Annotated in this window: 26 protein-coding genes; 7 read left to right on the forward strand and 19 right to left on the reverse strand. The window is 60.0% G+C overall.

Translation table 11 applies throughout. The features are described from left to right. Positions 1 to 23 precede the first annotated feature (23 nt). The 5 genes from QMK54_RS25980 to rplM all read right to left on the reverse strand — a co-directional run bounded on the left by QMK54_RS25980 (position 24) and on the right by rplM (position 3,714). Positions 24 to 806 (reverse strand): cytochrome c1, encoded by a 783-nt coding sequence (locus tag QMK54_RS25980; protein ID WP_320401561.1) that lies wholly within the window; start codon positions 804 to 806, stop codon positions 24 to 26. Next, the gene (locus tag QMK54_RS25985) at positions 806 to 2,017 is read right to left on the reverse strand and encodes a cytochrome b (protein WP_008045954.1); all 1,212 of its coding nucleotides are present in this window, start codon (positions 2,015 to 2,017) and stop codon (positions 806 to 808) included. The genes QMK54_RS25980 and QMK54_RS25985 overlap by 1 nt, the downstream gene beginning before the upstream one ends. Next, entirely contained in the window at positions 2,017 to 2,610 is a 594-nt protein-coding gene (gene petA, locus QMK54_RS25990) for a ubiquinol-cytochrome c reductase iron-sulfur subunit (RefSeq protein ID WP_110658915.1), read from the reverse strand. Before petA ends, QMK54_RS25985 begins: the two co-directional genes overlap by 1 nt. 268 nt (positions 2,611 to 2,878) lie before the next feature. After that, entirely contained in the window at positions 2,879 to 3,271 is a 393-nt protein-coding gene (gene rpsI, locus QMK54_RS25995) for a 30S ribosomal protein S9 (protein WP_003228056.1), read from the reverse strand. A 14-nt stretch (positions 3,272 to 3,285) separates the two neighbouring features. After that, on the reverse strand, positions 3,286 to 3,714 hold the full coding sequence (gene rplM, locus QMK54_RS26000) for a 50S ribosomal protein L13 (protein WP_007917032.1): 429 nt from the start codon (positions 3,712 to 3,714) through the stop codon (positions 3,286 to 3,288). 245 nt (positions 3,715 to 3,959) lie between these two features. Here rplM and QMK54_RS26005 point away from each other — a divergent pair, with 245 nt between their 5' ends. Further along, complete coding sequence (locus tag QMK54_RS26005; protein WP_320401562.1) at positions 3,960 to 5,000, forward strand: NADP(H)-dependent aldo-keto reductase; 1,041 nt, start codon at positions 3,960 to 3,962, stop codon at positions 4,998 to 5,000. A gap of 125 nt (positions 5,001 to 5,125) precedes the next feature. Here QMK54_RS26005 and QMK54_RS26010 read toward each other — a convergent pair whose 3' ends face one another. Next, the gene (locus QMK54_RS26010) at positions 5,126 to 6,262 is read right to left on the reverse strand and encodes an acyl-CoA dehydrogenase family protein (protein ID WP_110658919.1); all 1,137 of its coding nucleotides are present in this window, start codon (positions 6,260 to 6,262) and stop codon (positions 5,126 to 5,128) included. A 146-nt stretch (positions 6,263 to 6,408) separates the two neighbouring features. On the opposite strand from QMK54_RS26010, the gene QMK54_RS26015 reads away from it, so the two are divergent. Further along, positions 6,409 to 7,404: a GlxA family transcriptional regulator gene (locus QMK54_RS26015; RefSeq protein ID WP_110658921.1), complete on the forward strand. Its 996-nt coding sequence runs from the start codon at positions 6,409 to 6,411 to the stop codon at positions 7,402 to 7,404. A gap of 191 nt (positions 7,405 to 7,595) precedes the next feature. Here the strand turns inward: QMK54_RS26015 and zapE are convergent, their stop codons facing one another. The 3 genes from zapE to QMK54_RS26030 all read right to left on the reverse strand — a co-directional run bounded on the left by zapE (position 7,596) and on the right by QMK54_RS26030 (position 10,790). Continuing rightward, positions 7,596 to 8,690, reverse strand: a complete 1,095-nt coding sequence (gene zapE, locus QMK54_RS26020) for a cell division protein ZapE (protein WP_110660698.1) — start codon at positions 8,688 to 8,690, stop codon at positions 7,596 to 7,598. 90 nt (positions 8,691 to 8,780) lie between these two features. Beyond that, positions 8,781 to 10,136, reverse strand: a complete 1,356-nt coding sequence (locus tag QMK54_RS26025) for a tryptophan--tRNA ligase (protein WP_110660699.1) — start codon at positions 10,134 to 10,136, stop codon at positions 8,781 to 8,783. A 24-nt stretch (positions 10,137 to 10,160) separates the two neighbouring features. Continuing rightward, positions 10,161 to 10,790, reverse strand: a complete 630-nt coding sequence (locus QMK54_RS26030; protein WP_320401563.1) for an alpha/beta hydrolase — start codon at positions 10,788 to 10,790, stop codon at positions 10,161 to 10,163. 144 nt (positions 10,791 to 10,934) lie between these two features. On the opposite strand from QMK54_RS26030, the gene QMK54_RS26035 reads away from it, so the two are divergent. After that, the gene (locus tag QMK54_RS26035; protein WP_110660701.1) at positions 10,935 to 11,369 is read left to right on the forward strand and encodes a YhcB family protein; all 435 of its coding nucleotides are present in this window, start codon (positions 10,935 to 10,937) and stop codon (positions 11,367 to 11,369) included. A gap of 185 nt (positions 11,370 to 11,554) precedes the next feature. Here the strand turns inward: QMK54_RS26035 and QMK54_RS26040 are convergent, their stop codons facing one another. The 8 genes from QMK54_RS26040 to QMK54_RS26080 all read right to left on the reverse strand — a co-directional run bounded on the left by QMK54_RS26040 (position 11,555) and on the right by QMK54_RS26080 (position 21,056). Then, positions 11,555 to 12,940 (reverse strand): aspartate aminotransferase family protein, encoded by a 1,386-nt coding sequence (locus QMK54_RS26040; RefSeq protein WP_110660702.1) that lies wholly within the window; start codon positions 12,938 to 12,940, stop codon positions 11,555 to 11,557. A gap of 22 nt (positions 12,941 to 12,962) precedes the next feature. Beyond that, positions 12,963 to 14,435 carry an NAD-dependent succinate-semialdehyde dehydrogenase gene (locus QMK54_RS26045; protein ID WP_110660703.1) on the reverse strand — a complete coding sequence of 491 codons (1,473 nt, stop codon included), beginning with the start codon at positions 14,433 to 14,435 and terminating at the stop codon, positions 12,963 to 12,965. 270 nt (positions 14,436 to 14,705) lie between these two features. Further along, on the reverse strand, positions 14,706 to 15,185 hold the full coding sequence (locus QMK54_RS26050; protein ID WP_320401564.1) for an Lrp/AsnC family transcriptional regulator: 480 nt from the start codon (positions 15,183 to 15,185) through the stop codon (positions 14,706 to 14,708). A 131-nt stretch (positions 15,186 to 15,316) separates the two neighbouring features. Further along, positions 15,317 to 16,318 (reverse strand): N(2)-acetyl-L-2,4-diaminobutanoate deacetylase DoeB, encoded by a 1,002-nt coding sequence (gene doeB, locus QMK54_RS26060; protein WP_110658959.1) that lies wholly within the window; start codon positions 16,316 to 16,318, stop codon positions 15,317 to 15,319. A 3-nt stretch (positions 16,319 to 16,321) separates the two neighbouring features. Continuing rightward, the gene (doeA, locus tag QMK54_RS26065) at positions 16,322 to 17,512 is read right to left on the reverse strand and encodes an ectoine hydrolase DoeA (RefSeq protein WP_320401565.1); all 1,191 of its coding nucleotides are present in this window, start codon (positions 17,510 to 17,512) and stop codon (positions 16,322 to 16,324) included. A gap of 42 nt (positions 17,513 to 17,554) precedes the next feature. Beyond that, positions 17,555 to 18,547 (reverse strand): ectoine utilization protein EutC, encoded by a 993-nt coding sequence (gene eutC / locus QMK54_RS26070; RefSeq protein WP_110658955.1) that lies wholly within the window; start codon positions 18,545 to 18,547, stop codon positions 17,555 to 17,557. Between the two features lie 36 nt (positions 18,548 to 18,583). Next, complete coding sequence (gene eutB, locus QMK54_RS26075; protein ID WP_320401566.1) at positions 18,584 to 19,555, reverse strand: hydroxyectoine utilization dehydratase EutB; 972 nt, start codon at positions 19,553 to 19,555, stop codon at positions 18,584 to 18,586. Positions 19,556 to 19,661: 106 nt separating this feature from the next. Continuing rightward, positions 19,662 to 21,056, reverse strand: a complete 1,395-nt coding sequence (locus tag QMK54_RS26080) for a PLP-dependent aminotransferase family protein (protein WP_110658963.1) — start codon at positions 21,054 to 21,056, stop codon at positions 19,662 to 19,664. A gap of 292 nt (positions 21,057 to 21,348) precedes the next feature. On the opposite strand from QMK54_RS26080, the gene ehuB reads away from it, so the two are divergent. The 4 genes from ehuB to ehuA all read left to right on the forward strand — a co-directional run bounded on the left by ehuB (position 21,349) and on the right by ehuA (position 24,466). Continuing rightward, positions 21,349 to 22,203, forward strand: coding sequence for an ectoine/hydroxyectoine ABC transporter substrate-binding protein EhuB (gene ehuB / locus QMK54_RS26085; protein WP_320401567.1), 855 nt, complete (start codon positions 21,349 to 21,351; stop codon positions 22,201 to 22,203). A 75-nt stretch (positions 22,204 to 22,278) separates the two neighbouring features. After that, a complete protein-coding gene (gene ehuC, locus QMK54_RS26090; RefSeq protein WP_110658949.1) occupies positions 22,279 to 22,938 on the forward strand; it encodes an ectoine/hydroxyectoine ABC transporter permease subunit EhuC in 660 nt (219 codons plus the stop codon). Further along, positions 22,935 to 23,591, forward strand: a complete 657-nt coding sequence (ehuD, locus tag QMK54_RS26095; protein WP_110658947.1) for an ectoine/hydroxyectoine ABC transporter permease subunit EhuD — start codon at positions 22,935 to 22,937, stop codon at positions 23,589 to 23,591. Before ehuC ends, ehuD begins: the two co-directional genes overlap by 4 nt. After that, positions 23,591 to 24,466, forward strand: coding sequence for an ectoine/hydroxyectoine ABC transporter ATP-binding protein EhuA (gene ehuA, locus QMK54_RS26100; protein WP_411740826.1), 876 nt, complete (start codon positions 23,591 to 23,593; stop codon positions 24,464 to 24,466). Before ehuD ends, ehuA begins: the two co-directional genes overlap by 1 nt. 138 nt (positions 24,467 to 24,604) lie before the next feature. On the opposite strand, the gene QMK54_RS26105 is transcribed toward ehuA, so the two are convergent. Together QMK54_RS26105 and QMK54_RS26110 are read right to left on the reverse strand one after the other, a co-directional pair. Next, complete coding sequence (locus QMK54_RS26105; protein WP_110658945.1) at positions 24,605 to 25,345, reverse strand: OmpA family protein; 741 nt, start codon at positions 25,343 to 25,345, stop codon at positions 24,605 to 24,607. Between the two features lie 103 nt (positions 25,346 to 25,448). Continuing rightward, complete coding sequence (locus QMK54_RS26110; RefSeq protein ID WP_223588427.1) at positions 25,449 to 26,090, reverse strand: MBL fold metallo-hydrolase; 642 nt, start codon at positions 26,088 to 26,090, stop codon at positions 25,449 to 25,451. Between the last annotated feature and the right edge of the window lie 23 nt (positions 26,091 to 26,113).

Here is a 26,113-nt window from a genome sequence, read left to right on the forward strand (position 1 = left end):
AACAGCAATAGCTTGAAGCTTTATCAGTGCACGTCTTTCCAGTATTCGCGCTTGAGCAGGTAAGCGAAGACGAAGAAGAACGCCAGGTACAACAATACGTACGTACCGATGCGCTGATGTTGCAGCTTAACCGGGTTAGCCGAGTAAGCCAGGAAGGTTACCAGATTCTTGACCTTCTCATCGAACTGCTCTGCAGTCAGGGCACCGCTTTTCGGCACGATGGTCAGTTGATCGCACGCTTCATGAGTCAATGGCGTGCCGGTCAACGGATCAAATTGCTTCTTGCCGTCTTCGACGATCTGAACCTGTTTGCAACCAACCACCTGGCGACCTTGCAGGCCGGCCAGGACGTTAGGCATGCCCACGTTCGGGAAGACCTTGTTGTTCACACCCCATGGGCGCGCAGGATCTTCGTAGAACGACCTCAGGTAGCCGTAGAGCCAGTCGGTGCCACGAACACGGGCAACCAGGGTCAGGTCCGGCGGCGCCGCGCCAAACCAGGCCTTGGCGTCCGCAGGCTGCATGCCGATGCTCATGTGGTCGCCGATCTTGGCGCCGGTGAACATCAGCTTCTCCAGCATCAACTCATGAGGAATGCCCAGGTCGTCGGCAACACGCTCATAGCGTTGGAACTTGGCACTGTGGCAACCCATGCAGTAGTTGGCGAACGTACGCGCGCCGTCCTGCATGGCTGCTTTATCGGAAACGTCGATATCGACTTTTTCCAGCTCCGGACCACCGTGTTCAGCTGCGAAAGCGAACACTGGCAGCGCAGCAAGCATCAATACAGCAAATAGTTTTTTCATCAGCCAGTCACCCTTTCCGGAACCGGTTTGGTCTTCTCGAGCCTGGTGTAGAACGGCATCAGAATGAAGTAGGCGAAGTACAGGAAGGTACATACCTGCGACAGCAACGTACGCTCAGGGGTTGGAGCCAATACGCCCAGCACGCCCAGGATCACGAACGAGATGCAGAACACCCAGAGCCAGATCTTGCTCAGCCAGCCCTTGTAGCGCATCGACTTGACCGGACTACGGTCCAGCCATGGCAGGACGAACAGCACAGCAATGGCCGCGCCCATGGCGATCACACCAAGGAGCTTGTCCGGAATCGCACGCAAGATGGCGTAGAACGGAGTGAAGTACCAGACCGGAGCGATGTGCTCTGGGGTCTTGAAGGCGTTCGCCACTTCAAAGTTAGGCTTCTCGAGGAAGTAGCCGCCCATTTCCGGGAAGAAGAACACGATCGAGCAGAAGATGAACAGGAACACCACCACGCCGACGATATCTTTCACGGTGTAGTACGGGTGGAAGGCAATGCCGTCCAGCGGTATGCCGTTTTCGTCCTTGTGTTTCTTGATGTCCACGCCGTCCGGGTTGTTCGAACCGACTTCGTGCAACGCCAGGATGTGCAGCACCACCAGACCCAGGATAACGATCGGCAGGGCAACCACGTGCAAGGCGAAGAAGCGGTTCAGGGTGATACCGGAAATCAGGTAGTCACCACGAATCCACTGGGTCAGGTCGTTGCCGATGACCGGGATCGCACCGAACAGCGAGATGATCACCTGGGCACCCCAGTAGGACATCTGGCCCCACGGCAGCAGGTAACCCATGAAGGCTTCAGCCATCAGCGCCAGGTAGATCAGCATGCCGAAGACCCACACCAGCTCACGCGGCTTCTGGTACGAACCGTAGAGCAGGCCACGGAACATGTGCAGGTAGACCACGATGAAGAACGCCGAAGCACCGGTGGAGTGCAGCAGACGCAGGATCGAGCCGTACTCGACGTCACGCATGATGTATTCGACGGAAGCGAACGCCTCTTCCGCCGACGGGTTGTAGCTCATGGTCAGCCAGACACCGGTAACGATCTGGTTGACCAGAACGAGCAGCGCCAGGGAGCCAAAGAAGTAGAAGAAGTTGAAGTTTTTCGGAGCGTAATACTTGCTGAGATGGTCTTCCCACATCTTGGTCGCGGGAAAGCGTGCATCAACCCAATCCATGAATTTGCTCATCACGCTTTCTCCGTATCGACGCCAATGATAATAATTTCATCGGTCTCATAGGAATGCGGGGGCACTGGCAGGTTCAAAGGCGCAGGTTGCGACTTGTAGACGCGGCCAGCCAGATCGTAGTGGGAACCGTGGCAAGGGCAGAAATAGCCACCTACCCAGTCTTTACCCAGATCCGCAGGCGCCACTTCAGGACGGAAGGTCGGCGAGCAACCCAGGTGCGTGCAGATACCGATCAGCAGCAGGACCTCGGGTTTGATCGAACGGGTTTCCGGATCAACGTAAGTCGGTTGTGTCGAGCTCTTGGACTCCGGGTCAGCGAGCTGGCCCTCGATCTTCTTCAGGTTCCCCAGGATTTCCGGTGTACGGCGGACGATGAACACCGGCTGGCCGCGCCACTCAGCAATCATCTGCTGGCCTGGCTCGACTTTGCTGACATTCACTTTCACCGGTGCACCTGCGGCTTTCGCCTTGGCACTGGGAAACCATGACCCCACGAACGGGACCGCAGCCCCCACCGCTCCTGCAGCACCCACCACGGATGTGGCTGCTACCAAGAAGCGACGCCGGCCTGTATTCACGCCGTCATTGCTCATTCAGTCCTCTCCCATCAGCTTTGTGGCCTGTTAAATCAGGCATCTACTAAGTAAATCTATGTACTTATAAAAATTTTGCCGAATGGTAATGAAAAGCCCCAATTCTGACAAGGTAATTACCGGAGCCCATCACCCCCAAGCCTTGTAGTATAGGGCGTCTGCGGATGTGGCAAGTTGTCACAGCGCAATTCTTTGATAAATCGCAGACATAAAAAAACGCCCAGCTCCGTGAGGAAACTGGGCGTTCTTTTTTGAACGTGAAAGCGAATTAACGCTTCGAGTACTGCGGACGCTTACGCGCTTTACGCAGACCGACTTTCTTACGTTCAACTTCACGAGCATCGCGGGTTACGAAGCCGGCTTTACGCAGGGCGCTGCGCAGAGTCTCGTCGTAGTCCATCAGAGCGCGAGTGATGCCGTGGCGGATTGCGCCAGCTTGACCACTCACACCACCGCCGATCACGGTGACGTAGATGTCGAACTTCTCGACAGTCTCAGTCAATTCCAGCGGCTGACGAACTACCATGCGGGCAGTTTCGCGGCCGAAGAAATTATCCAGCGAACGGTTGTTGATGGAGATGTTACCAGTACCCGGACGCAGGAAAACGCGTGCGGTTGCGGTCTTGCGACGGCCAGTGCCGTAATTTTGAGTCGCCGACATAATGTACTATTCCGTTAAAACTTCAGTTCTTGGGGCTGCTGAGCAGTATGTGGGTGTGCAGCGCCCGCATAGACTTTCAGCTTACGGTACATGTCGCGACCCAGCGGGTTCTTAGGCAGCATGCCTTTGACCGCGGTCTCGATCACGCGCTCAGGGGCCTTGGCGATCAGCTTTTCAAAGTTGATCGACTTGATGCCGCCCGGGAAACCGGAGTGGGAGTAGTACATTTTGTCAGTGGTTTTAGCACCGGTAACACGGATCTGCTCAGCGTTGATTACGACGATGTAGTCGCCGGTGTCAACGTGAGGAGTGTACTCAGGCTTGTGCTTGCCACGCAGACGGCTCGCGATTTCGGTGGCCAGACGACCCAGGGTCTGACCAGCAGCGTCGACGACAAACCAGTCGCGCTTTACTGTTTCCGGTTTAGCAGTAAAAGTCTTCATTCTTTATAGCCTCAGGGGCCGCCCTGTAAATTAGACGGCGGATCTTACTGAATAGTGCGTACTTTGACAAGTCAAAGGCAGCCGGATACAGACGCTTTCGGGGGCTCGGGTCGGCGCGTCCGTTCAACGGCAAGATTCTTCGGCGGCGGCGCATCACTTCCACTGCAGAAAGAGGTGCGCAATTATGCAGATTGCGAAAAATAATTCAACCTGCTTTTATGATTGTTTTGCCCAAGGAGCACCCGATGGACTATCGCCAGCTAGGCCGCACCAATCTGAACGTGAGTGCCCTCTGCCTCGGAACCATGACCTGGGGCGAGCAAAACAGCGAGGCAGACGCCTTCGCCCAGATTGAACGGGCCAAGAGTGCCGGGATCAACTTCATCGACACCGCCGAGATGTATCCGGTGCCGCCCAAGGCCGAGACCTACGCCACCACCGAACGCTATATCGGCAATTACTTCAAAAGCCGCGGCGACCGCGCCGACTGGATCCTGGCCAGCAAGATCGCCGGCCCCGGCAACACCATCGACTACATCCGCGACAAGAACCTTCGGCACAATCGCCAGCACATCACCGAAGCCGTGGACGCCAGCCTCAAGCGCCTGCAGACCGACTACATCGACCTGTACCAGTTGCACTGGCCAGAGCGCAGCACCAACTTCTTCGGGCAGTTGGGCTACAAGCACCAGACCGAAGCCAACCTGACTCCACTGGAGGACACCCTCGAAGCGCTGGACGAGCAGGTTCGCGCCGGCAAGATCCGCCACATCGGCCTGTCCAACGAGACGCCGTGGGGCACCATGCGTTTCCTGGCCCTGGCCGAAGCCCGCGGCTGGCCACGCGCCGTATCGATCCAGAACCCGTATAACCTGCTCAACCGCAGCTTCGAAGTCGGCCTGGCGGAAATCGCCATCCGCGAACAATGCGGCCTGCTCGCCTATTCGCCGCTGGCGTTCGGTTTCCTGTCAGGCAAGTACGAAGGTGGCGCCCGCCCGCCAAAAGGTCGCCTGAGCCTCTACAGCCGCTTCAGCCGCTATTTCAACCCGCAGTCGGAAGCAGCCTGCAGCCGTTACGTGGCCCTGGCTCGCGAGCACGGCCTGGACCCGGCACAAATGGCCCTGGCGTTCGTGACGCAGCAGCCGTTCGTGACCAGCAACATCATTGGCGCGACCACGATGGAGCAACTGGAGAGCAACATCGCCAGTTTTGATCTGAAATTGTCGAAGGAAGTGCTGGAAGGGATCGAGGCGATTCACAAGGATCACCCGAACCCGGCGCCCTGATCGATAGCTAAACAGCATTCGCGAGCAAGCCCGCTGCCACATTTTCAACCGTATTCCCCTGGGAAAACTCGATTGAATGTGGGAGCGGGCTTGCTCGCGAAAGCGTCCGCCCAGTCACCGCAATTTCAAAGCGACCGCGCAATGATCTCCTTCATGATCTCGTTGGTCCCGGCATAAATCCGCTGCACCCGCGCATCCGCCCATGCCCGCGCGATCGGGTACTCCCACATGAACCCGTAACCGCCGTGCAACTGCACACACTCGTCGAGCACCTTGCATTGCAGGTCGGTGCCCCAGTACTTGGCCATCGCCGCTGTCGGTACGTCGAGTTTGCCTTGCAGGTGCAACTCCAGGCAGCGGTCAACAAAGACGCGGCCGATCTGGATTTCCGTGGCCATCTCCGCCAGCTTGAACCGGGTATTCTGGAAATCCGCGATCGACTTGCCGAACGCCTTGCGCTCGCGGGTGTAGTCCAGCGTCCATTGCAACGCCGCTTCGGCTGACGCCAGCCCACCAACGGCCACGGTGAGGCGTTCCTGAGGCAATTCCTGCATCAGGTAGGCAAAACCCATCCCGGCCTGGCCCAGCAGGTTTTCCTTGGGCACTCGCACATCCTGGAAGAACAGCTCCGAAGTGTCCTGGGCTTTCATTCCGACCTTCTCCAGGCGCTTGCCCTTGTCGAAGCCCGGCGTATTGGCCTCCACCAGAAACAGACTGGTGCCCTTGGCGCCAGCCTTCGGATCGGTCTTGGCGACGACGATCACCAGATCGGCCAGGTAACCGTTGGTAATGAATGTCTTGGAGCCGTTGATCACGTACTCATCGCCATCGAGCACGGCGGTGGTTTTCACCCCTTGCAGATCGGAACCAGCACCCGGCTCGGTCATGGCGATCGCGGTAACCATCTCGCCGGACACCAGCTTCGGCAGGTACTTGTGCTTCAACGCCTCACTGCCGTAATGCAGGATGTAGGGCGCCACGATGTCCGAATGCAGGGAAAAACCGATGCCGGTCAGGCCCAGACGCCCCACCTCCTCGATCACCACCGCGCTGTAGAGAAAGTCCGCCCCCAGGCCGCCGTACTCTTCCGGCAAGTGCGAGCAAAGCATCCCCGCCTCCCCCGCCTTGTTCCACAGTTTGCGGTCGATATAGCCTTGTTTTTCCCATTGCCCATGGAACGGCACGGCCTCTTTTTCGAGGAACGTGCGCACGCTGTCACGGAAGAGCTCGTGCTCGGAACTGAACAGGGTTCTGGGAATCATGCGGCACCTTTTCTTTGTTTTTAGAAGGAGTTGACCTTCAGAGACTATGCCTCGCACCCGATACAGGACACTGGACACAACCGACAAAAAATAAGACGATCCAGCCGTCTGGTGACCACTTCCCCCTATAAAAATAAAGTTGAATTATGTCTAACCAAGCCTCCACGCCATTGCGGCGCGTCAGCATCCTGGCCATCGACCGGGTTTTCGCTTCCACCCTCTTGCAAGCCAAGGATTTCTTCCACCTCGCCAGCCTGCGCTACGGCAAACAGCTGGGCCAGGGCCTGACACCGGCGTTCGAAACACGCCTGGTCAGCCCCGATGGCAAACCGGTCAACACCTTCAGCGATGTGTTGATTCCGGTGGATGGCGGACTGGAAAACGCCGATATCATCGTGCTCCCCGCGTTCTGGGACGATTTCGACAGCCTGTGCAAACGCTACCCGCAAGTCCTGCCCTGGTTGCGCCAGCAACATGCGCGCGGTGCCGTACTGTGCGGCGAGGCCACCGGCGTGTTCTGGCTCGCCGAAGCCGGGCTGCTCAATGGCAAGGAAGCAACCACCTATTGGCGCTTCTTCAATGCTTTCGCCGAACGCTTCCCCCAGGTGCAACTCAATCAGGACAAGCACCTGACCGATGCCGACAACCTGTACTGTGCCGGTGGCACCACCTCGGCGTGCGATCTGTACATTTACCTGATCGAGCGTTTCTGCGGCGCCAACGTGTCCCAGGCCGTAGCCCGGGACATTCTGTATGAGGTGCAGCGCAGCTATTCCCCAGGACGGATTGGATTCGGCGGACAGAAACTGCACCAGGACGTAATCATCCTGCAGATCCAGCACTGGCTCGAAGAACACTTCGCCGACAAGTTCCGCTTCGAAGACGTCGCCCGCGAACACGGCATGAGCATCCGCAACTTCATGCGCCGCTTCCAGACCGCCACCGGCGACAAGCCGTTGCATTACCTGCAACGCCTGCGCATCGAAACAGCCAAGGGCTTGCTGTCCGGCAGCCGCAAGAGCATCAAGACCATCAGCTATGAAGTTGGCTATGACGACGCGAGCTTCTTTGCACGGCTGTTCCGCCAGCACACAGAGTTGTCGCCGAACCAGTATCGGCAGCAGTTTCAGCAGGCTGCATAGGTCTCACAATCCCAACAAAAATCAATTGTAGGAGCCGGCTTGCTGGCGATTCAGACACCGCGGTTGAACAGGCAAACCGTGTAATCGTTCTTCGCCAGCAAGCCGGCTCCTACAAGGATTGCGATGACGGGCGTTTTTTTGCACAAAAAAAGGCCTGCAATTGCAGGCCTTTTTTTATTTCCAGAATCGTCCTACGGCTTGTGCGCCCGAGCCAGGAATTCGTGGGATTGCATTTCCAGCAGACGACTCAAAGTACGCTGGAACTCGAAGTTCAGGCGGCCACCTGTGTACAGGTCTTTAAGCTCCACTTCGGCAGAAATGATCAGCTTCACGTTACGGTCGTAGAACTCGTCGACCATGTTGATGAAGCGTCGGGCGATGTCGTCGGTGGTGACGCTCATCTGCTCGACATCGCTGAGCAACACGGCGTGGAAGATCTTGCCCAGCTCGATGTAGTCGTTCTGGCTGCGTGGGCCGTCGCACAGTTCACGGAAGTTGAACCAGGCCACGTCATCGCAGGTGCGCAGGGCACGAATTTCACGGTTTTCGATCATCAGCACGTCATTTTCGACCGCCGCCGTGCATTCCGGCGTCAGCGCCCGGAAGCTCTTGCGCAGGCTTTCGTTGGCGGCTTCGTCGAGCGGATAGTGGAACAGCTCGGCCTGTTCAAGGTGACGCAGACGATAGTCGACGCCGCTGTCGACGTTGACGATCTCGGTATTCTGCTTGATCAGCGCAATGGCCGGCAGGAAGCGCGCGCGTTGCAGGCCGTCCTTGTACAGGCCGTCCGGCACGATGTTCGAGGTCGCGACCAGGGTCACGCCGTTCTTGAACAGCTCCTCCATCAAGGTGCCAAGGATCATGGCGTCGGTGATGTCGGAAACGAAGAACTCATCGAAGCAGATCACCCGGGCTTCGGTGGCGAAGCGCTTGGCGATGATGGTCAGCGGGTTTTTCTCGCCACCCAAGGTCTTCATCTCTTCATGCACACGCTTCATGAAGCGGTGGAAGTGAGTGCGGGACTTTTCCTTGAACGGCAGTGCTTCGAAGAAGGTGTCCACCAGGTAAGTCTTGCCGCGACCTACGCCCCCCCAGAAATACAGGCCCTTGACCGGGGTCAAATCCTTCTTGCCAAACAGCTTGCCCAGCAGGCCCGGTTTGTTTTGCTCGGCCGCGACCAGGTCGTCGTAGAGGCGCTGCAAATGACGCACAGCAGTTTCCTGCGCGGCATCATGGAAGAATTCCGGGCGTTTCAGATCAGCTTGATATCGTTCTAGGGGCGTCATAATTCGTTAGCAAGGCAACAAAAACGGGCCGACACTGTAGCGACGGCCCGGAGGAATGGCAATCGGCCCTTGGTCGAGCCGGGCCGCTGTTTATTCCTGAACTGGCGTCAGGGCAATGCGTAAAGCTTCAATGGCAGCATCGCGCGCAGTGCTGTCGGCGAAGGCCGGGCTGTCGGCAACGCACTCGCCTTCGAGCCAGACGCTGAAACCCAGCTCTTCACTGCGCACATCCAGTGGCTGACCCGATTGCAGTTGCTTGGTCACCTGACCGGCGGTCTTGCCGTCGGCGAAGTTGCGCGACAGCAGCAGTTGTTCGCCATCGGCCGCCAGCAGACGGAAGCGGAAGCTGCCGTCGTCTTCGCGGAAGCTGACAAAACGTGCAGCTTTCGCGGCCTTCTTCTTGGTGCTCGTCGCCACTTGGGCCTGGGCAACAAAGGAGCGCAGACCCACCGCTTCACGCAGTTCATTGAGGAACGGTGTCGCTACCGCACGGGCCTTTTTCGCGCCGTGCTGCAGGATGTCTTCCAGGTCCGCCGGACGCTCGATCAGCTTGTAATAACGATCGCGGGATTCACCCAATTCGTTGTCGAGCAGCTGGAACAGGCGACTCTTCGCCTCGCCCCAACCCAGGCCCTGCAACAATTCGCTGCGGAACTCGTCGGCCTGCGCCGGAGTGGCGAAGGCCTGGAACAGGGTGAACAGGTGCGAGTTATCAGGATCCTTGGCTTCGCCCGGCGCGCGGGAGTCGGTGACGATCCGCGAAATCGCGTCCTTCATCTCTTTGGCGCTGCTGAACAACGGAATGGTGTTGTCGTAACTCTTCGACATCTTGCGGCCATCCAGGCCCGGCAACGTGGCGACGCTCTCTTCGATCAACGCCTCGGGCATGGTGAAGAACTCTTTGCCCTGGCCGAACAGGTGATTGAAGCGCTGGCCGATGTCCCGCGCCATTTCCACGTGTTGGATCTGGTCGCGACCGACCGGCACCTTGTGCGCATTGAACATCAGGATGTCCGCGGCCATCAGCACCGGGTAGCTGTACAGGCCCATGGTGATGCCGGCATCCGGGTCTTCACCGGTTTCGACGTTCTTGTCCACCGAAGCCTTGTAGGCGTGAGCGCGATTGAGCAAGCCCTTGGCGGCAACGCAGGTCAGCAGCCAGGTCAGCTCAGGGATTTCCGGGATGTCGGACTGGCGGTAGAAAGTCACGCGGTCGACATCCAGGCCACCGGCCAGCCAGGTCGCGGCAATTTCCAGACGCGAGCGCTGGATGCGCAGCGGGTCATCGCACTTGATCAGGGCGTGGTAGTCGGCCAGGAAGTAGAACGAATCGGCATTGCTGTCACGGCTGGCGACGATCGCCGGGCGGATGGCGCCGGCGTAGTTGCCCAGGTGTGGCGTGCCGGTAGTGGTGATGCCGGTGAGGATACGGGTACGAGTCGTCATGGGTAATCGCTTGTCAGACTGCAATCAATTCGAGAGACGCGGCAGGATCAGATCCTTGAGATCGGTCAGCTTGCCATGAAAAAAGTGTCCGCATTCTGCCACTTTCAGCAGCTCATGGGGACGTTCGAGCGTGTCGGACCATTGGTAAACGACTTGCGGATCGATCACTTCGTCGGTTTCCGGCTGAATCAGGGTCAGTTCACCGTGCTGCGGCAACTGATCCTGATCCCCCAGGCGCATGACCGCCGGCGCGACCATGAACAGGTGCTTGAGCTGCTCGCCCTGCGCTTCCAGGCGCCCGCCGAGACTTGCCGCAACAAACCCGCCAAAAGAGAAACCGAACAGCGTCAATGGCAATTCTGGATGTTTGGCACGCAACCACTCGGCCACGGCCTGGGCATCATCGACTTCACCCGTGCCCATGTCGTGGGAGCCTTCGCTGGCCCCGACACCACGGTAGTTGAAACGCAAAGTAATCAAACCGGCATCACGCGCAGTACGCTGCAGGGTCGAGACCACTTTGTTGAGCATGGTGCCGCCCTGCACCGGGTTTGGATGGCAGATGAGCGCCAGGCCGCGAGGCTGCTCGTTGTCCAGGTACAGTGCTTCCAGTTGACCCACCGGGCCATCAATCACTACAGGGGTTTCACGCATAAGCAAGGAAGGAACTCCGTGACCTCGAATCGGGTCGACTCGTCTAGCAAATTGTCTGTGGCTGTCTATTGCGAGTGAATCGCGGTATACAGCGCAGGTTCGAGCCGTTAACGTAAAGCAAAGCCGTTTATAGAGGAAGGACTCGTGGAACACTCGCTCTTAGTTTGGTTGTTACCGACTCTTGCCCTGGTTGTGGGTGTCGCCATTGGGTTTCTGATCGCTCGCCTTGCGCCGAATGCCGCGCCTAGCAGCACTCAACGTCAGCTGGACGATATTCAGGAACGTTTCGACAGTTATCAGAACGAGGTGGTAACCCACTTCAACAGCACCGCGACACTGGTCAAGAAACTGACTGCGAGCTATCAGGAAGTGCAAGATCATCTCGCCGAGGGTGCCAACCGCCTGGCCCTGGACGAACAGACTCGCCAACGCCTGCTGGCCTCCCTGCACGCCGACGCGGCGCAGGCTCCACGGGAACGCCTGACGCCACCGCGCAATCAGGAGCCGCCTCGCGACTACGCCCCTAAAACCCCGAACTCGCCGGGCATGCTCGATGAGCATTACGGCCTGAAGAAATAATCAGGTTTCGCGCGATGTAAAAAGCCCCCGGACATTCATTTGTCCGGGGGCTTTTTTATTTCTGATCGGACATCTCGGTTGAATGTCCCGGCCTCTTCGCGGGCAAGCCCGCTCCCACAGTGATTGATGTCGCCCACAAAACCTGTGTTCAGGAGCGGGCTTGCCCGCGATGGGACATCAGATGATCAGCCCAAGACTTCGCCGGCCACCTGATCGATCGCATCCTTGGTGATACCAACGATGAGATCCGCTTCAGCCTCGGTCAGGACCAGCGGCGGTGCAAAACCAAGGATGTCGCCATGGGGCATCGCCCGGGCGATCATGCCGCGCTCCAGGCACGCCGCCGAGACTTTAGGGCCGACCTTCAGGGCGGTATCGAATGGCGTGCGCTGTTCACGATCAGCCATGAACTCGACCGCCGCGAGCATGCCGTCACCGCGCACTTCGCCCACCAGCGGATGGCCTTCAAGGGTTTCGCGCATGCGCCGATTGAGATAGGCACCGACCTTGTCGGCGTTGGCCGTGAGGTTTTCCCGCTCCAGGATGTCGAGGTTGGCCAAGGCCGCCGCCGCGCAGATCGGGTGCCCGGAATAGGTCCAGCCATGGCCCATGGCGCCCTGGGACTCGGAAGCCTTTTCGATCACGTCCCAGACCTTTTCACCGACGATCACCGCCGACAAAGGCGCATAAGCGCTGGTCAGGCCTTTGGCCGTGGTGATCAGGTCCGGGCGCATGCCATAACGCTGGCTGCCCATCTTCGAGCCCAGGCGACCGAAGGCGCAGACCACTTCATCAGCGATCAGCAGCACATCGTACTTGTTCAGCACCGCCTGGATCGCGGCCCAGTAGCCGGCCGGCGGAACGATGATTCCGCCGGTGCCCATCAATGGCTCTCCGATGAAGGCGGCAACGGTGTCCGGGCCTTCGGCGAGGATCATTTTTTCCAGTTCGTCGGCGCAGTAGCGCACGAACGCTGCTTCATCCATGCCGGTCGGCGCCTTGCGATACCAGTGCGGGCATACGGTGTGTTTGATGCCTTCGGCCGGCAGGTCGAAATGCTGATGGAAGCTCGGCAGGCCGGTCAGGCTGCCAGTCATGATGCCCGAGCCGTGATAACCGCGATCGCGCGAGATGATTTTCTTCTTCTGCGGGCGCCCCAGCACGTTGTTGTAGTAGCGCACCAGTTTGATCTGGGTTTCGTTGGCGTCGGAACCGGAGAGGCCGTAGTAGACCTTCTTCATACCTTCTGGCGCCCAGTCGATGATGCGGCTCGACAGCTCGATGATTGCCTCGGTCGAGTGCCCCATGTAGGTGTGGTAATAGGCCAGTTCCTTGGCTTGCCTGTAGATCGCGTCGGCCACTTCGGTTCGGCCATAGCCGATGTTCACGCAGTACAGGCCGGCGAAGGCATCGATCAGTTCGCGGCCTTCGTGATCGCGGATACGGATCCCCGAGGCGCCCGTGATGATGCGGCCCTTGAGTGCGCCGCTGGCGTGGTCATGGGCGTGAGTCGAAGGGTGCATGAAGTGCGCACGGTCTTGTTCGAATAGCGAGTCGAGTTCTTGGTTCATGGCAATCTCCTGAGAACTGGCCTTAGAACTGGCCTTGATGATGCAGACAAAAGTATTTGGTTTCGACAAAGGCTTCGAAGCCTTCGGTGCCGCCTTCACGGCCCAGCCCCGAGGCTTTCATGCCACCGAACGGGATCGGATGACCGGTGAACTTGACGCCATTGACGGCGACCATGGCGTGGTCGAGCCGGCGGATCAGCGGGTAAATCAGGTCCAGGCGATTGGAGCAAATGTAGGCGGCCAGACCATATTCGGTGTCGTTGGCCATCTCGACGGCCTGATCGAGGGTGTCGAACGGCATCACCCCGGCAATCGGCGCGAAATTTTCCTCGCGGTAGATGCGCATCTGCGGCGTGACGTCGGCCAGCACCGTTGGCTGGTAAAACAAGCCGCCAAGGGCATGAGCCTCCCCACCCACCAGTCGTTGCGCGCCGTGTTGCAGGGCATCGGCGACACGTTCGGTGGTGACATCGAAGGCCGCCTGGTGCATCAACGGTCCGACATCGACCTGTTGCTCGCGGTCGCCGATCATGGCCGGACCGACCTTCAACTCACGCACGGCAACGGCAAATCGCTTGAGAAACTGCGGATAAACCGATCGTTCGACCATGATGCGGTTTGCCGCACAGCAATCCTGGCCGGAGGTCTGGAACTTTGCCGCCACCGCGACTTTCACCGCCAGCTCAAGGTCGGCATCGGCACAGACAATGAACGGCGCATTGCCGCCCAATTCCAGCGCAACCTTTTTCACGTCCTGAGCTGCGGCTTGCAGCACCAACTTACCGACGCGGGTCGAGCCGGTGAAACTGACCGAGCGCACGCGCAGGTCCTGCACCAGGGTTTGCATGGTCATCTGCGGCTCGCCCAGCACCACGTTGAACACGCCGGCCGGAAAACCCGCTTCCTCGGCGAGTTGCGCCAGGGCGAACGCCGAGTACGGCGTCTCATGCGCCGGCTTGATCACCACGGTGCACCCGGCGGCCAGGGCTGCGGCGGCTTTGCGGGTGATCATTGCCGAGGGGAAATTCCACGGGGTCAGCAATGCACAAACACCGACGGGTTCCTTGACCGTGCCCAGGTGCGCACCGGGAATGTGGCTGGGAATGTTTTGCCCATACAAGCGTCGGGCCTCCTCGGCAAACCACGGAATGAAACTGGCGGCGTAGGCGATTTCGCCACGGGACTCGGCCAGGGACTTGCCCTGCTCCAGGCTGAGAATCCGCGCCAGATCTTCCTGATGCTCAAGAATCAATGCCGCCCAGCGCCGCAGAATCACGCCGCGAGCCTCCAGGCTTTGCTCGCGCCAGCCGGCGAACGCGCGGTGCGCGGCATCGACGGCGGCGACGATCTGCGGTTGATCGAGCATCGGGACATGGCCGATCAGTTTTTGATCAGCCGGGTTATGCACGGCGATGCTGTGGCCGCTATCGCTATGGACCCAATGACCATCGACGTAGCAAAGGGCCTTGAACAGCAGGGGATGTTTGTAAGTCATGGTGTTCACTCCAATCCGTGTGCGTGGAACCATGCTAGGGCAGCCGGGCCTTCGGAATTTGGCGTTCGGAGGGTGTGCTGCAGGTGGTTTTTTCTGATTGGGCGGGGGTGAACAGCGGATTTTTGCGGTATGAATTCGGCTCTCGAATCGACACAAATCCATTGTGGGAGCGGGCTTGCTCGCGAAAGCGGTGTGTCAGGTACGTATGGTTAACTGAAGTCCCCTCTTCGCGAGCAAGCCCGCTCCCACATTTTTTGATTTGTGGTGATTTCAGGAATCTTGGGATAGCTCAGCCGGCAAGGCGCCACCGGTCTTGATGGTTTTGGTGACGATGTAGGTGAAATAGCGTTCGATGCCCAGGTCGTCGAGCAACAGTTGGTCGATGAAGCGCTGGTAATAATCGATGTCCGGAGCCTGGATCATCGCCATGTAGTCGACGCCGCCACCGGTGGCATAGCAGAAGGCGACTTCGGGGGCTTCACTCATGCGCTGTTCGAAGCGTCGCATGTCCTGCGCGGTGTGCCGGGCCAGGGTGATTTCCACCAGAACTTGCTGACTTTTGAACACCGCGTTCCAGTCGATCTGCGCGCGATAGCCCTTGATCAATCCGAGGGCTTCGAGCTTGCGTACACGCTCCCAGGCCGGGGTCACCGAAAGATTGATCGCCTCGGCCAGGCTCGACTTGGTGATACGCCCGTCGTCAGCGAGGATTCGCAGGATTTTCAGGTCATAGCGATCGAGTTTGTGCATGGGCCGGGAATCTCCTGAATGTAGGGGAACCCTGTGGGAGCGGGCTTGCTCGCGAAGGCGGTGTGTCAGACACCATCAATGTTGACTGACACGCCCTCTTCGCGAGCAAGCCCGCTCCCACAGGATAGGGTTTAGGTCAATACATCCGCGATGACCGCAATGGTATCGCCACAGCCCACCAACCCCGGAAAGTGTCGCGCCGCCAGCAAACCGCTGCGCGCCGCGCAGTATTCCACCGGAGCAACGCCGCTGCGGGTAGCGTCGTAGACGCGGGCGATCACGTCGCCCTTGTTCACGTTATCGCCCAGGTCGCAGCACATTTCCAGCAAGCCGTCGTGCTCGCTGGCGATGAAGCAATCGCCGTCGGGCATGTCGAGCATGATCGACGGCGCCGTCTGCACTTCGCCCTCAAGAATCCCGGCGTGCACCAGCAGATTGCGTACCCCGCGCTCGGCTATCGCCACGCTGCGCGCCGTGGACGAACCGCCGCCGCCCAACTCGGTCGTGACGAAGACTTTGCCCTGGGACTCGGCGGCGGTGTCGTACATCGCTCCGGCATCGAGTTCGAGCATGCGCATGCTGTACGGCGCATTGAACGCACGCATGCCGGCCTCGCATTGCGCCTGTTGCTGTTTGTCCGGCAGGACATGACACGCGGCGAACGGCAAGAAATCCAGGGTGCGCCCACCGGAGTGGATGTCCAGCACGATGTCGGCCAGTGGCAGCAAAGTGCGGGTGAAATAGTCGGCGATCTTCTCGGTCACCGTGCCGTCAGGCTTGCCGGGAAAGCTGCGGTTGAGGTTGCCCTTGTCGATCGGCGACGTGCGCCGCCCGGCGTGGAACGCCGGGGTGTTCATGAACGGAACGATGATCACCCGTCCGTTGACGTCGGCAGCCGTCAAACTTTGCGCCAGCTTGCTCAGCGCCACCGGGCCTTCGTATTCGTCACCGTGGTTACCGCCGGTGAGCAGCGCGGTCGGTCCCTGACCGCGCTGGATCACCGTGACCGGGATCATCACCGCGCCCCAGGCGGAATCGTCCCGGGAATATGGCAGTTTGAGAAAACCGTGCTGCACACCTTCGCGGCTGAAATCCACCGTGGCGCTGATCGGGTTGTCTGGCAGTTCACTCATGGCTCAATCCTTCACGAACAATTGGCGCGGCACATTGCACAACGTCTCGACGCCGGTTTCGGTGATCAGAATGCTCTCGGTGATCTCCAGCCCCCAGTCATCCATCCACAGTCCCGGCATGAAGTGGAACGTCATGCCCGGTTGCAACACACTGGTGTCGCCGGGACGCAGGCTCATGGTGCGCTCGCCCCAATCCGGTGGATAACTGATACCGATCGGGTAGCCGCAGCGACTGTCCTTGTGGATACCGAACTTCTCCAGCACCTTGAAAAACGCCACGGCGATGTCGCCGGTGGTGTTGCCCGGTTTTGCGGCTTCTAGACCGGCGGCAATGCCTTCGACCACGGCTTTCTCGCCATCGAGGAAGTGCTGCGGCGGCTTGCCCAGGTAGATCGTGCGCGACAACGGGCAGTGATAACGCTTGTAGCAACCGGCGATTTCAAAGAAGGTGCCGGCGCCCTTTTCGAAGGGTGAATCATCCCAGGTCAGGTGCGGCGCACTGGCATCCGCCCCCGTCGGCAACAGCGGCACGATGGCCGGATAATCGCCGCCGTGGCCGTCCGCACCGAGGATGCCGCTGCTGTAGATTTCCGCCACCAGTTCGTTTTTACGCATGCCCGGTTCGATCCGTTCGAGGATCCGCCCGTGCATCTTTTCGACGATGCGCGCGGCGATGCGCATGTAGGCGATTTCCTGCGGCGACTTGACCGCCCGCTGCCAGTTCACCAGCCCGACCGCGTCGATCAATCGGGCCTTCGGCAGGTTTTTCTGCAGCGACAGGAACGCGGCGGCGCTGAAGTAATAGTTGTCCATCTCCACGCCGATGGTCAGCGCATCCCAACCCCGGGCGCTGATCACCTCCCGCGACAGATAATCCATCGGATGGCGTTCCCGCGACTGCACGTAGATGTCCGGGTAACCGACGATGTTCTCTTGCTGCATGAACACCGTGCGCCGGGCGCCGTTGGCGTCCTGGCCGCGACCGAACCACACCGGTTCGCCATCGAGGGCCAACAGCACGCATTGATGAACGTAGAACGACCAACCGTCATAGCCGGTCAGCCAGGCCATGTTCGACGGATCGGTGACCAGCAACAGCTCGATGCCCTGCGCCTGCATGGCCGCTCGCACCTTGGCCAGACGCAGGGCGTATTCCTCCCGCTGGAACGGAAGATTGACGACTATCTGAGACATGCACATGCCCTCTGATAAATGACGCACGGATGAAAAAACGGTTTAACTGCCGAACTGAAATCCTTTGCCCGCCGAACGCGCGCGCTCGAAGGCCAGGTTAGCCATGGCCGTGTCCTGGGCGCCGGTGCCCGTGAGGTCGCACAAGGTGATCTGCGTTGCGTGCGTGCGACCGGGCCGTTGGCCGGCCAGCACCTGGCCAAGTTCTGCGAAACCCGATTCGTCGCTGACCACGCCCGCCGCGAGGGCGTGATGCAGCTCGCCGAGAATGCGCGTCTGGCTCAAACGATCGGCCACGTAGCGGTCGACCTGCGCCAGCGCACGGGGGGAAATTTCGTTCTTGTGCTCGGCGTCCGAGCCCATGGCGGTGATGTGCAGGCCGGGGTGCAAATGGCGCACATCGATCAACGGCTCGCGACTCGGCGTACAGGTGATTGCGATGTCGACATCGGCCATGGCCTCATCGATGCTCGTGCACGGCTTGACCGCCAGGCCACTGTCGCGAGCCAGCTCGACACTGAAGGCCTGCGCCTTGGCGGTGTCCCGCGCCCAGACCCGCACGCTGTCGATCGGCCGCACCAGGCGCAGGGCTTGCAGTTGCAGCGCGGCCTGCTCACCGGCACCGATCAGCGCCACACTGCGGCTGTCTTCCCGCGACAGCGCCCGCGCCGCCACGGCCCCGGCCGCCGCTGTACGCACGGCGGTCAGGTAGCCGTTGTCCAGCAGCAAGGCATCCAGCAGACCGGTGCGCGCGGACAGCAACATCATCATGCCGTTGAGGCTCGGCAACCCGATTTTCGGGTTGTCGAAAAAACCCGGGCTGACCTTGATCGCAAAGCGCTCCAGGCCCGGCAGGTAGGCGGTCTTCACGTCCACTTCACCGTTATGTTCAGGAATGTCCAGGCGCAGGATCGGCGGCATGGCCACAGCGGCAGTGGCGAGCAGCACGAAGGCCTGCTCGATGGCTTCGATGCTCGGCAGATCCAGCGCCACGCAGGCACGCAGATCGGCTTCGCTCAACAAGGTGATTTCACTCATCAACGCGGCACTCCATTGAGTCGATATTGTGGGAATTCATGCATCGGCACCGGTCAGCACGCGCAGGTGCTGATCGATATCGACGTTGCGTCCGCTGACCACCACCACGACCGGCCCGCGCGGCGCGATCAAGCCTTCGAGCAGCGCGGCAATCCCCACCGCCGCCGCCCCTTCCAGCACCAGGCGCTCTTCGCGGTAGGCGTGGCGGATCGCATTGGCGATGGAGGCTTCGCCGAGCAGATGCAGGTGATCGCAGGTATCGCGGGTCATGGCAAAGGTGAAGCGGTTGTCCAGGCCGATGCCGCCGCCAAGCGAGTCAGCCAGGGTCGGCAGCTCTTCGACTTCCACGGGACAGCCGGCCGCAAGACTGGCGTGCATGGCCGCACCGCGTTGCATGCTGATGCCGTGGGTGACGATCTGCGGGTTGGCACTTTTCAGCGCCAGCGCCACGCCGGCGAACAGACCGCCGCCGGACAACGGCACCAGCACATGGGCGACGCCCGGCTGCTGCTCAAGGATTTCCAGCCCCAGCGTGCCTTGCCCGGCGATGATCGCCGGGTGGTCAAACGGTGGCAGCAGCGTTGCGCCTTGCTCATGGGCAATGCGCTCGGCTTCACGCTGAGCGTCATCCTGGGACTGGCCGACGATGCGCACATCAGCGCCGAGATCGCGAATGGCCTGGACCTTGTTGCCCGGCACCAGGTGCGACAGGCAAATTGTCGCCTTCACGCCGTGTTGCGATGCGGCGTAAGCGAGCGCCCGGCCATGATTGCCGGTCGACGCGGCGACCACGCCACGCGCCTTCTGCGCGGCACTGAGCTGCGCCACGGCATTGCTCGCGCCGCGCAACTTGAAGCTGCCGGTGATTTGCTGGGATTCGAGCTTGAGGTACACCGGCACGCCCACATGCCGCGACAGGCTGGGCGAAGGCTCCATGGGCGTACACCGGACCAACGCTGCGATGCGCTGGCGGGCGAGGTAAATATCGTTGAGCTGTAGCGCTGACATGACCGCATCCCGAAGAGGTATTGGGCGCAGTCTAAGAGGGCTGGATTGTCGCGCTGAATGTACTAGGGCAATTTAGTCGACAAAATTTCGGCGTCTTTTTTTCACCTCAAAAGTCATGGATTTGCGGGTACTGGCCGAAGATCTCGCGCATGCCCATCAGCGCATCGCGCATTTCCTCGTCACTGCATTCGGCACCGACGCACACTCGCACCGCCCGTGGCCGCGGCGTGCCGCGCACGGTGAACGGGTCGGGTGAAGTGACCGCAATATGCTTGTGCCGTAGCGCGCGCACCAGGCTGTCGAGCTCCCAGTGCGGCGGAATGCCGATCCAGGCATTCAACGCATGCGGGTGCTGGCCGAGCAGGTATTCGCCAAGGTATTCGCTGACCATCGCCTGACGCCCGCCCAATAACTTGCGTTGCAACTCCACCAGCGTGTCGGCGCGCCCGTCGCGAATCCAGCGCGTGGCGATTTCCGAAACCATGGGCGTGGCCATCCAGCTGTTAACCCGCAAAATGCTCTCGGTGCGCAGCGCCAGGCGCTTGGGCATCACCAGGTAACCGACGCGCAAACCGGTGAGCACTGACTTGGTCATGCTGGTGCAATAGAACGACAGCTCCGGCAGGTAATGGCTGATCGGCGGTGCGCGGCGCTCATCGAGCAGCGGCCCGTAGACGTCGTCTTCGATGATGTGCACGCCGAAGCGCCGGGCAATCTCGGCTATTTCGCGCCGACGGTTGTCCGGCATCAGGCTGGTGGTCGGGTTGTTGAGGTTCGGTGTGCAGACCAGCGCGGTGATCCGCTCATTGCTGCACATGTCCTCGAAATGTTCCGGGTCGATGCCGTAGCGGTCCATTTCCAGGCCCTTGAGGGTAAACCCGAGCACCTGGGAATTACCGATCACGCCGTGGTCGGTCAAGCCTTCGCAAAGCACCACGTCATCCGGGCCGGCAAGGGATGCCAACGCCAGGAAAATTCCGTGGGCGGCGCCGTTGGTGATCAGGATGTCGTCGCGCTCGACCCGCAGGCCTTGCCGAGCGATCCAGTGCATTGCCGCTTCACGGTGCGACTCAAAACCGGCAATCGGGCGAAATGCGTGAATCCAGGGTTGATCCTCTTCGGTGCTGAGTTCGCGACAGGTTTCGCGCCAGAACTGATCATGCTCTCGGGTGTGCATGATCCGTGTGATGGAAAAATCCACCAGCGCCCGTTCAGGGCTGTCGAGAATATAAGTGGCGACCCGGTCGCTCATTCGCCGCGAGACAAAACTGCCGCGCCCGACCTCACACCTGACCAGGCCCTGGCGCTCGAGCTCCTTGTAGGCATTGGTGACGGTTTGCACACTGATGCCCATGGCGTCGGCAACATTACGTTGCGGTGGCAACCGCTGATCATTGGCCAGTACACCCTGCTCGATATCGTCGGCGATCGCCTGGACCAGGATCTTGTATTTCGACTCGCCGCTGCGGGCGATTTCCAATGCTGCCTTCCACTTGTCCATCAGCGCCGAACCCACGTGTTTGCCAGTGCCGACAGCATCCCGCGAGAACCCCTGCAAAGCAATTGTCCTAGTGCAATGCAATGTGGCGCAGGGCTTTTGTATGCTCGGTACAAGGTCGATGCACAGGCTGCTGAACCAGCCGCCAACAACAATCAATCGATCTGTACCGGAACTGTCTCTCCACGCTTCGGCTCAACAGGTGGACCAGCCCTCGTACGCTTTGCTCTTGTCACACTGCCTCCTACCACAGAGCCGTCAAAGACGGGTCCACAAGAAACAGGAGATTTTATCGATGAGCAATTCCATTCCCCGCACTCCCCATGTCTTGCGTCACCTGTTCGTGGCTTGCGCGATGTTCGGCCTGGCCGCCAGCGCCCATGCCTCGACGCTGGAAACCATTACGAAAAACAGCAGCATCCGCATCGGCTACGCCAACGAAACCCCGTTCGCCTTTACCGAGACCGATGGCCGGGTCACCGGTGAATCGCCGGAAATCGCCAAAGTCATCTTCGCCAAAATGGGCATCAAGCAAGTCGATGGCGTGCTGACCGAGTGGGGCTCGCTGATCCCGGGCCTGCGCGCCGGGCGTTTCGACGTGATCGCCGCGGGCATGTACATCACGCCCGAACGCTGCAAGCAAGTCATCTTCACCGATCCGCAGTATCAGTTGCCCGACGCCCTCCTGACCGCCAAAGGCAACCCGAAAAATCTGCACAGCTATGAAGACATCGCCAAAAACCCGGATGTGAAACTGGCGATCATGGCCGGCACGGTCAACCTGAAATACGCACGGGATTCCGGGGTGAAGGACGCACAAATCCTCCAGGTGCCGGACACCACCGCGCAGTTGCAAGCCGTGCGCGCCGGTCGCGCCGATGCTGCCGTGGGCACCCAATTGACCATGAAAGGCCTGGCTGCCAAGGGTGGTGAAAAGGTCGAAGCGGTCACCGAATTCAAAGATGACCCGTCGCATACCGGTTACGGCGCCCTCGCCTTCCGCCCGGAAGACAAGGACCTGCGGGATGCGGTCAACGCCGAACTGAAAAAGTGGCTGGGCTCCGAAGAGCACCTCAAGACGGTCGCCCCGTTCGGCTTCGACAAATCCAACGTGACCAGCAAAACGGCTGCCGAGCTCTGCGCTCAATAGTCGAGGCAGGCATGGCGCTGCGGCGCGATGCCTATCCCTGCTGACTTCGGATGTTGAACCATGCAGGTGTGAACAATGGGTGAATTACTTCCGCTTTTGATACAAGGCGCCTGGGTCACGCTCCAGGTAACCTTCTTCGGCTCTATCCTGGCGATCGTCGCGGCCATTCTGGCGGCGCTGGGACGCATGTCGCCGTGGCGGCCGCTGAGCTGGTTCTCGGTCGCCTACATTGAAGTGTTTCGCGGCACGTCGTTGCTGGTGCAGTTGTTCTGGCTGTTCTTCGTGTTGCCGCTGCCACCGTTCAATCTGGAACTGAGCCCCTACAGCGTGGCCATCGTCGGCCTTGGCCTGCACATCGGCGCTTACGGCGCCGAGGTGATGCGCGGTGCGATCAGCTCCGTGGCCAAGGGTCAGTATGAAGCGGCGACTGCGCTGAACTTCAGCGGCTACAAGCGCTTTCGCCGAATCATTCTGCCTCAGGCCTTGCTCGCGGCCATCCCGCCGGGCACCAACCTGCTGATCGAACTGCTGAAAAATACTTCGCTGGTGTCACTGATCACCTTGTCCGACCTGAGCTTTCGCGCTCGACAACTGGATCAGGCGACCTTCCAGACCCTGGAAATCTTCAGCCTGGCGCTGGTGATGTATTTCATCCTCGCGCAAGCGATCAACCTCGGCATGCGCAGCATTGAGCGTCGGCTGGCGCGCGGCCGGATGCGTGGAGGTCTGTCATGACCCTGTTCGACTGGACTTATGCCTGGCAGATCCTCCCCGATTTGCTGCGCGCTTCGCTCAACACCGTGGGCATTACCCTGATCGGTTTCCTGATCGCCATCGTGCTGGGGCTGTTCCTCGCCATCGGCCGGCGCAGCCGCCTGTACTGGCTGTCGTGGCCGATCGCCGGGATGATCGAATTCATCCGCAGCACACCGCTGCTGATCCAGGTGTATTTCCTCTACTACGTGCTGCCCAACTACGGCGTCAGCATGACGGCCATGCAAGTGGGGATCATCGGCATCGGCGTGCACTACGCCTGCTACATCGCCGAGGTCTATCGCGGCGGGCTCGATGCCGTGCCGCGGGCGCAGTGGGAAGCGGTGACCGCGCTGAACATCGCACCGTACAGCGCCTACCGCAACATCATCCTGCCCCAGGCCTTGCGGCCGATCCTGCCGCCGCTGGGCAACTACCTGGTGGCAATGCTCAAGGACACGCCAGTGCTGTCGGCCATCACCGTGGTTGAAATCATGCAGCAGGCCAAGAACATCGGCTCCGAGAACTTCCGTTACCTGGAGCCGATCACCATGGTCGGTCTGTTTTTCCTCGCCCTGAGCATCGCCCTGGCTTATCTGGTACGGCGCCTCGAACTGCGCCTGGAGCTACGCTAATGACTTCTCCACTCTCGACCTCCAACGACCTTTCCCGGCGCGGCAACCTGACGCCGCTGCATCCGCAAGAGGCCACGGCCATGCATCAACCGAAAGCGCTCAAGCCGATTGTCAGCTTCCAGGACGTCACCAAAAGCTACGGCAATTTCACAGTGCTCGACCATTTGAACCTGGACGTCACACCCGGCGAAAAAGTCGCGATCATCGGCCCCAGCGGCTCGGGGAAATCCACGCTGTTGCGGGTATTGATGACCCTGGAAGGCATTGACGACGGTCTGATCCGCATCGAAGACGATTTGCTGACACACATGCCCAATCGCAATGGCGTGCTAGTGCCGGCCAATGATCGGCATATCCGCCGTGTGCGCGGCAAGATCGGCATGGTGTTCCAGAGCTTCAACCTGTTCCCGCACATGACGGCGTTGCAGAACGTCATCGAGGCGCCGGTGCAAGTGCTGGGCATGAAAGCCGCCGAAGCACGGGAACGCGCAGCGGATCTGCTGGAGCTGGTAGGACTGGGCAGCAAGCTGGGGCACTACCCTTCGCAGCTTTCCGGTGGCCAGCAGCAACGGGTGGCGATCGCTCGCGCATTGGCCATGCGGCCGAAAGTCATGCTGTTCGACGAAGTGACTTCAGCACTCGATCCGGAGCTGTGCGGCGAAGTACTCAACGTGATCCGCAAGCTCGGTGCCGAACACAACCTGACGATGCTGATGGTCACCCACCAGATGGGGTTCGCCCGGGAGTTCGCTGACCGTGTGTGCTTCTTCTACAAGGGCCAGATCCACGAGCAGGGCACACCGGCACAGATCTTCGAACACCCGCAACAGGAACGTACGTGTGCGTTTCTCAGTGCGGTGAAAGAAGCCAACTAAAAAAGCAGCACATGCAAATGTGGGAGCGGGCTTGCTCGCGAAGGCGGTGTATCAGGCAACTGTAATGTCGACTGATATTCCCTCTTCGCGAGCAAGTCGAATCGTCGCACCGCCGCTCCCACAGTTTGTTTTGCGGTGTTATGGATATTGCTGAACGTTACCTTGCTGCTGACCACCATACTGCTGGCCCGGAATCGCCTTGAGGTTGACCTCTACACGGCGGTTCTGCGCCCGGCCATTGACGTCAGCGTTGCTGGCAACCGGGCCATCCGGGCCGGCACCGCGAGCGCTCAGGTTGGCACCGCTGACACCTTGCGAGGTCAGGTAGGTTGCCACGCTCTGGGCACGGCGCTGGGACAGGTCCATGTTGTGCTGGCGGCTGCCGGTGCTGTCGGTATAGCCGACGATCTCGATCTGGTTCTGGTTGAACTCTTTCAGCGAGCCCGCCAGGTTGTTCAGCGGCTGATAGAAACTTGGGGCAATGTTCGCCGAATCGGTAGCGAACGTGATGTTGCCCGGCATGATCAGCTTGATCTGGTCGCCCTGGCGCTGCACTTCAACACCCGTGTTGGCCATGCTGGCACGCAGCTTTTTCTCTTGCTGATCGGCGTAGTAGCCGTAACCGGCCGCGGAAGCACCGACCACCGCCGCACCGATCAGCGCGCCCTTGCCACGGTTATCGTGGTTGATGGCAGCACCGGCCAGCGCGCCGGCCAGAGCGCCGAGACCACCGTATTTCGCGGTCTTGCTCATGCCTTCGGAGCCGCTATCCGCCTGCCCCTGAGCCTGGCCTTGAGCGCCGTAAGGGTTAGGCGCGGCACAACCGGACAAAACGGCCACAGCCGTAGCGAGAATAATCAAACGACGCGTGGTGAACATGTAGAGCTCCTACTTTTTTGCATTCTGTGGTGCAACGGACCAAGGCATCAGCCTTTGCGGGCGTTGGATCACTTTCTGGAACAAAAATTCCGCTCGTTACAAATCAGGCCCGTACAAACGGGTTTTCGCGCATTTCATCGCCCAGACGGGTATCCGGACCATGCCCGGCCACCACTATCGCCTCCTCGTCGAGGGTGTACAAACGTTGCTTGATCGAACGCACGATGGTGGCCTGGTCGCCACCCCACAAATCCGTGCGCCCTACTCCACGCTTGAACAACGTGTCACCGGCAATCAGCAGCTTGGCATCGGCAAACCAGAAACTCATCGACCCCGGTGTATGCCCAGGCGTGTGCAGCGCCACGCCACAGCCACAGGCCAGCTCTTCATCATCGGCCAGCCAACGGTCCGGGGACGGCACCGGGGTGTAAGGCACACCGAACATCTGGCACTGCATTTCCAGGTTGTCCCACAGAAACTGGTCTTCCTTGTGCAGGTGCAGGGTAGCGCCGGTTTTCTCCTTGAGTTGACCGGAAGCCAGGAAATGATCGAGGTGCGCATGAGTATGAATGATGCTGACCACCTTCAGCCCCAAGGCGTCGAGACGCGCCAGGATCAGCTCATGATTGCCACCCGGATCGACAACGATGGCCTTTTTCGTCACCGGATCGCCGATGATCGTGCAGTTGCACTGCAACGGGCCGACGGGGAAGGTTTCGCGGATGAGAGTGGGTTGCTGGGACATCGGGGGCCTGCTCGATAAACGGG

Source organism: Pseudomonas sp. P5_109 (assembly GCF_034009455.1).
In the GTDB taxonomy this organism is placed as follows: domain Bacteria; phylum Pseudomonadota; class Gammaproteobacteria; order Pseudomonadales; family Pseudomonadaceae; genus Aquipseudomonas.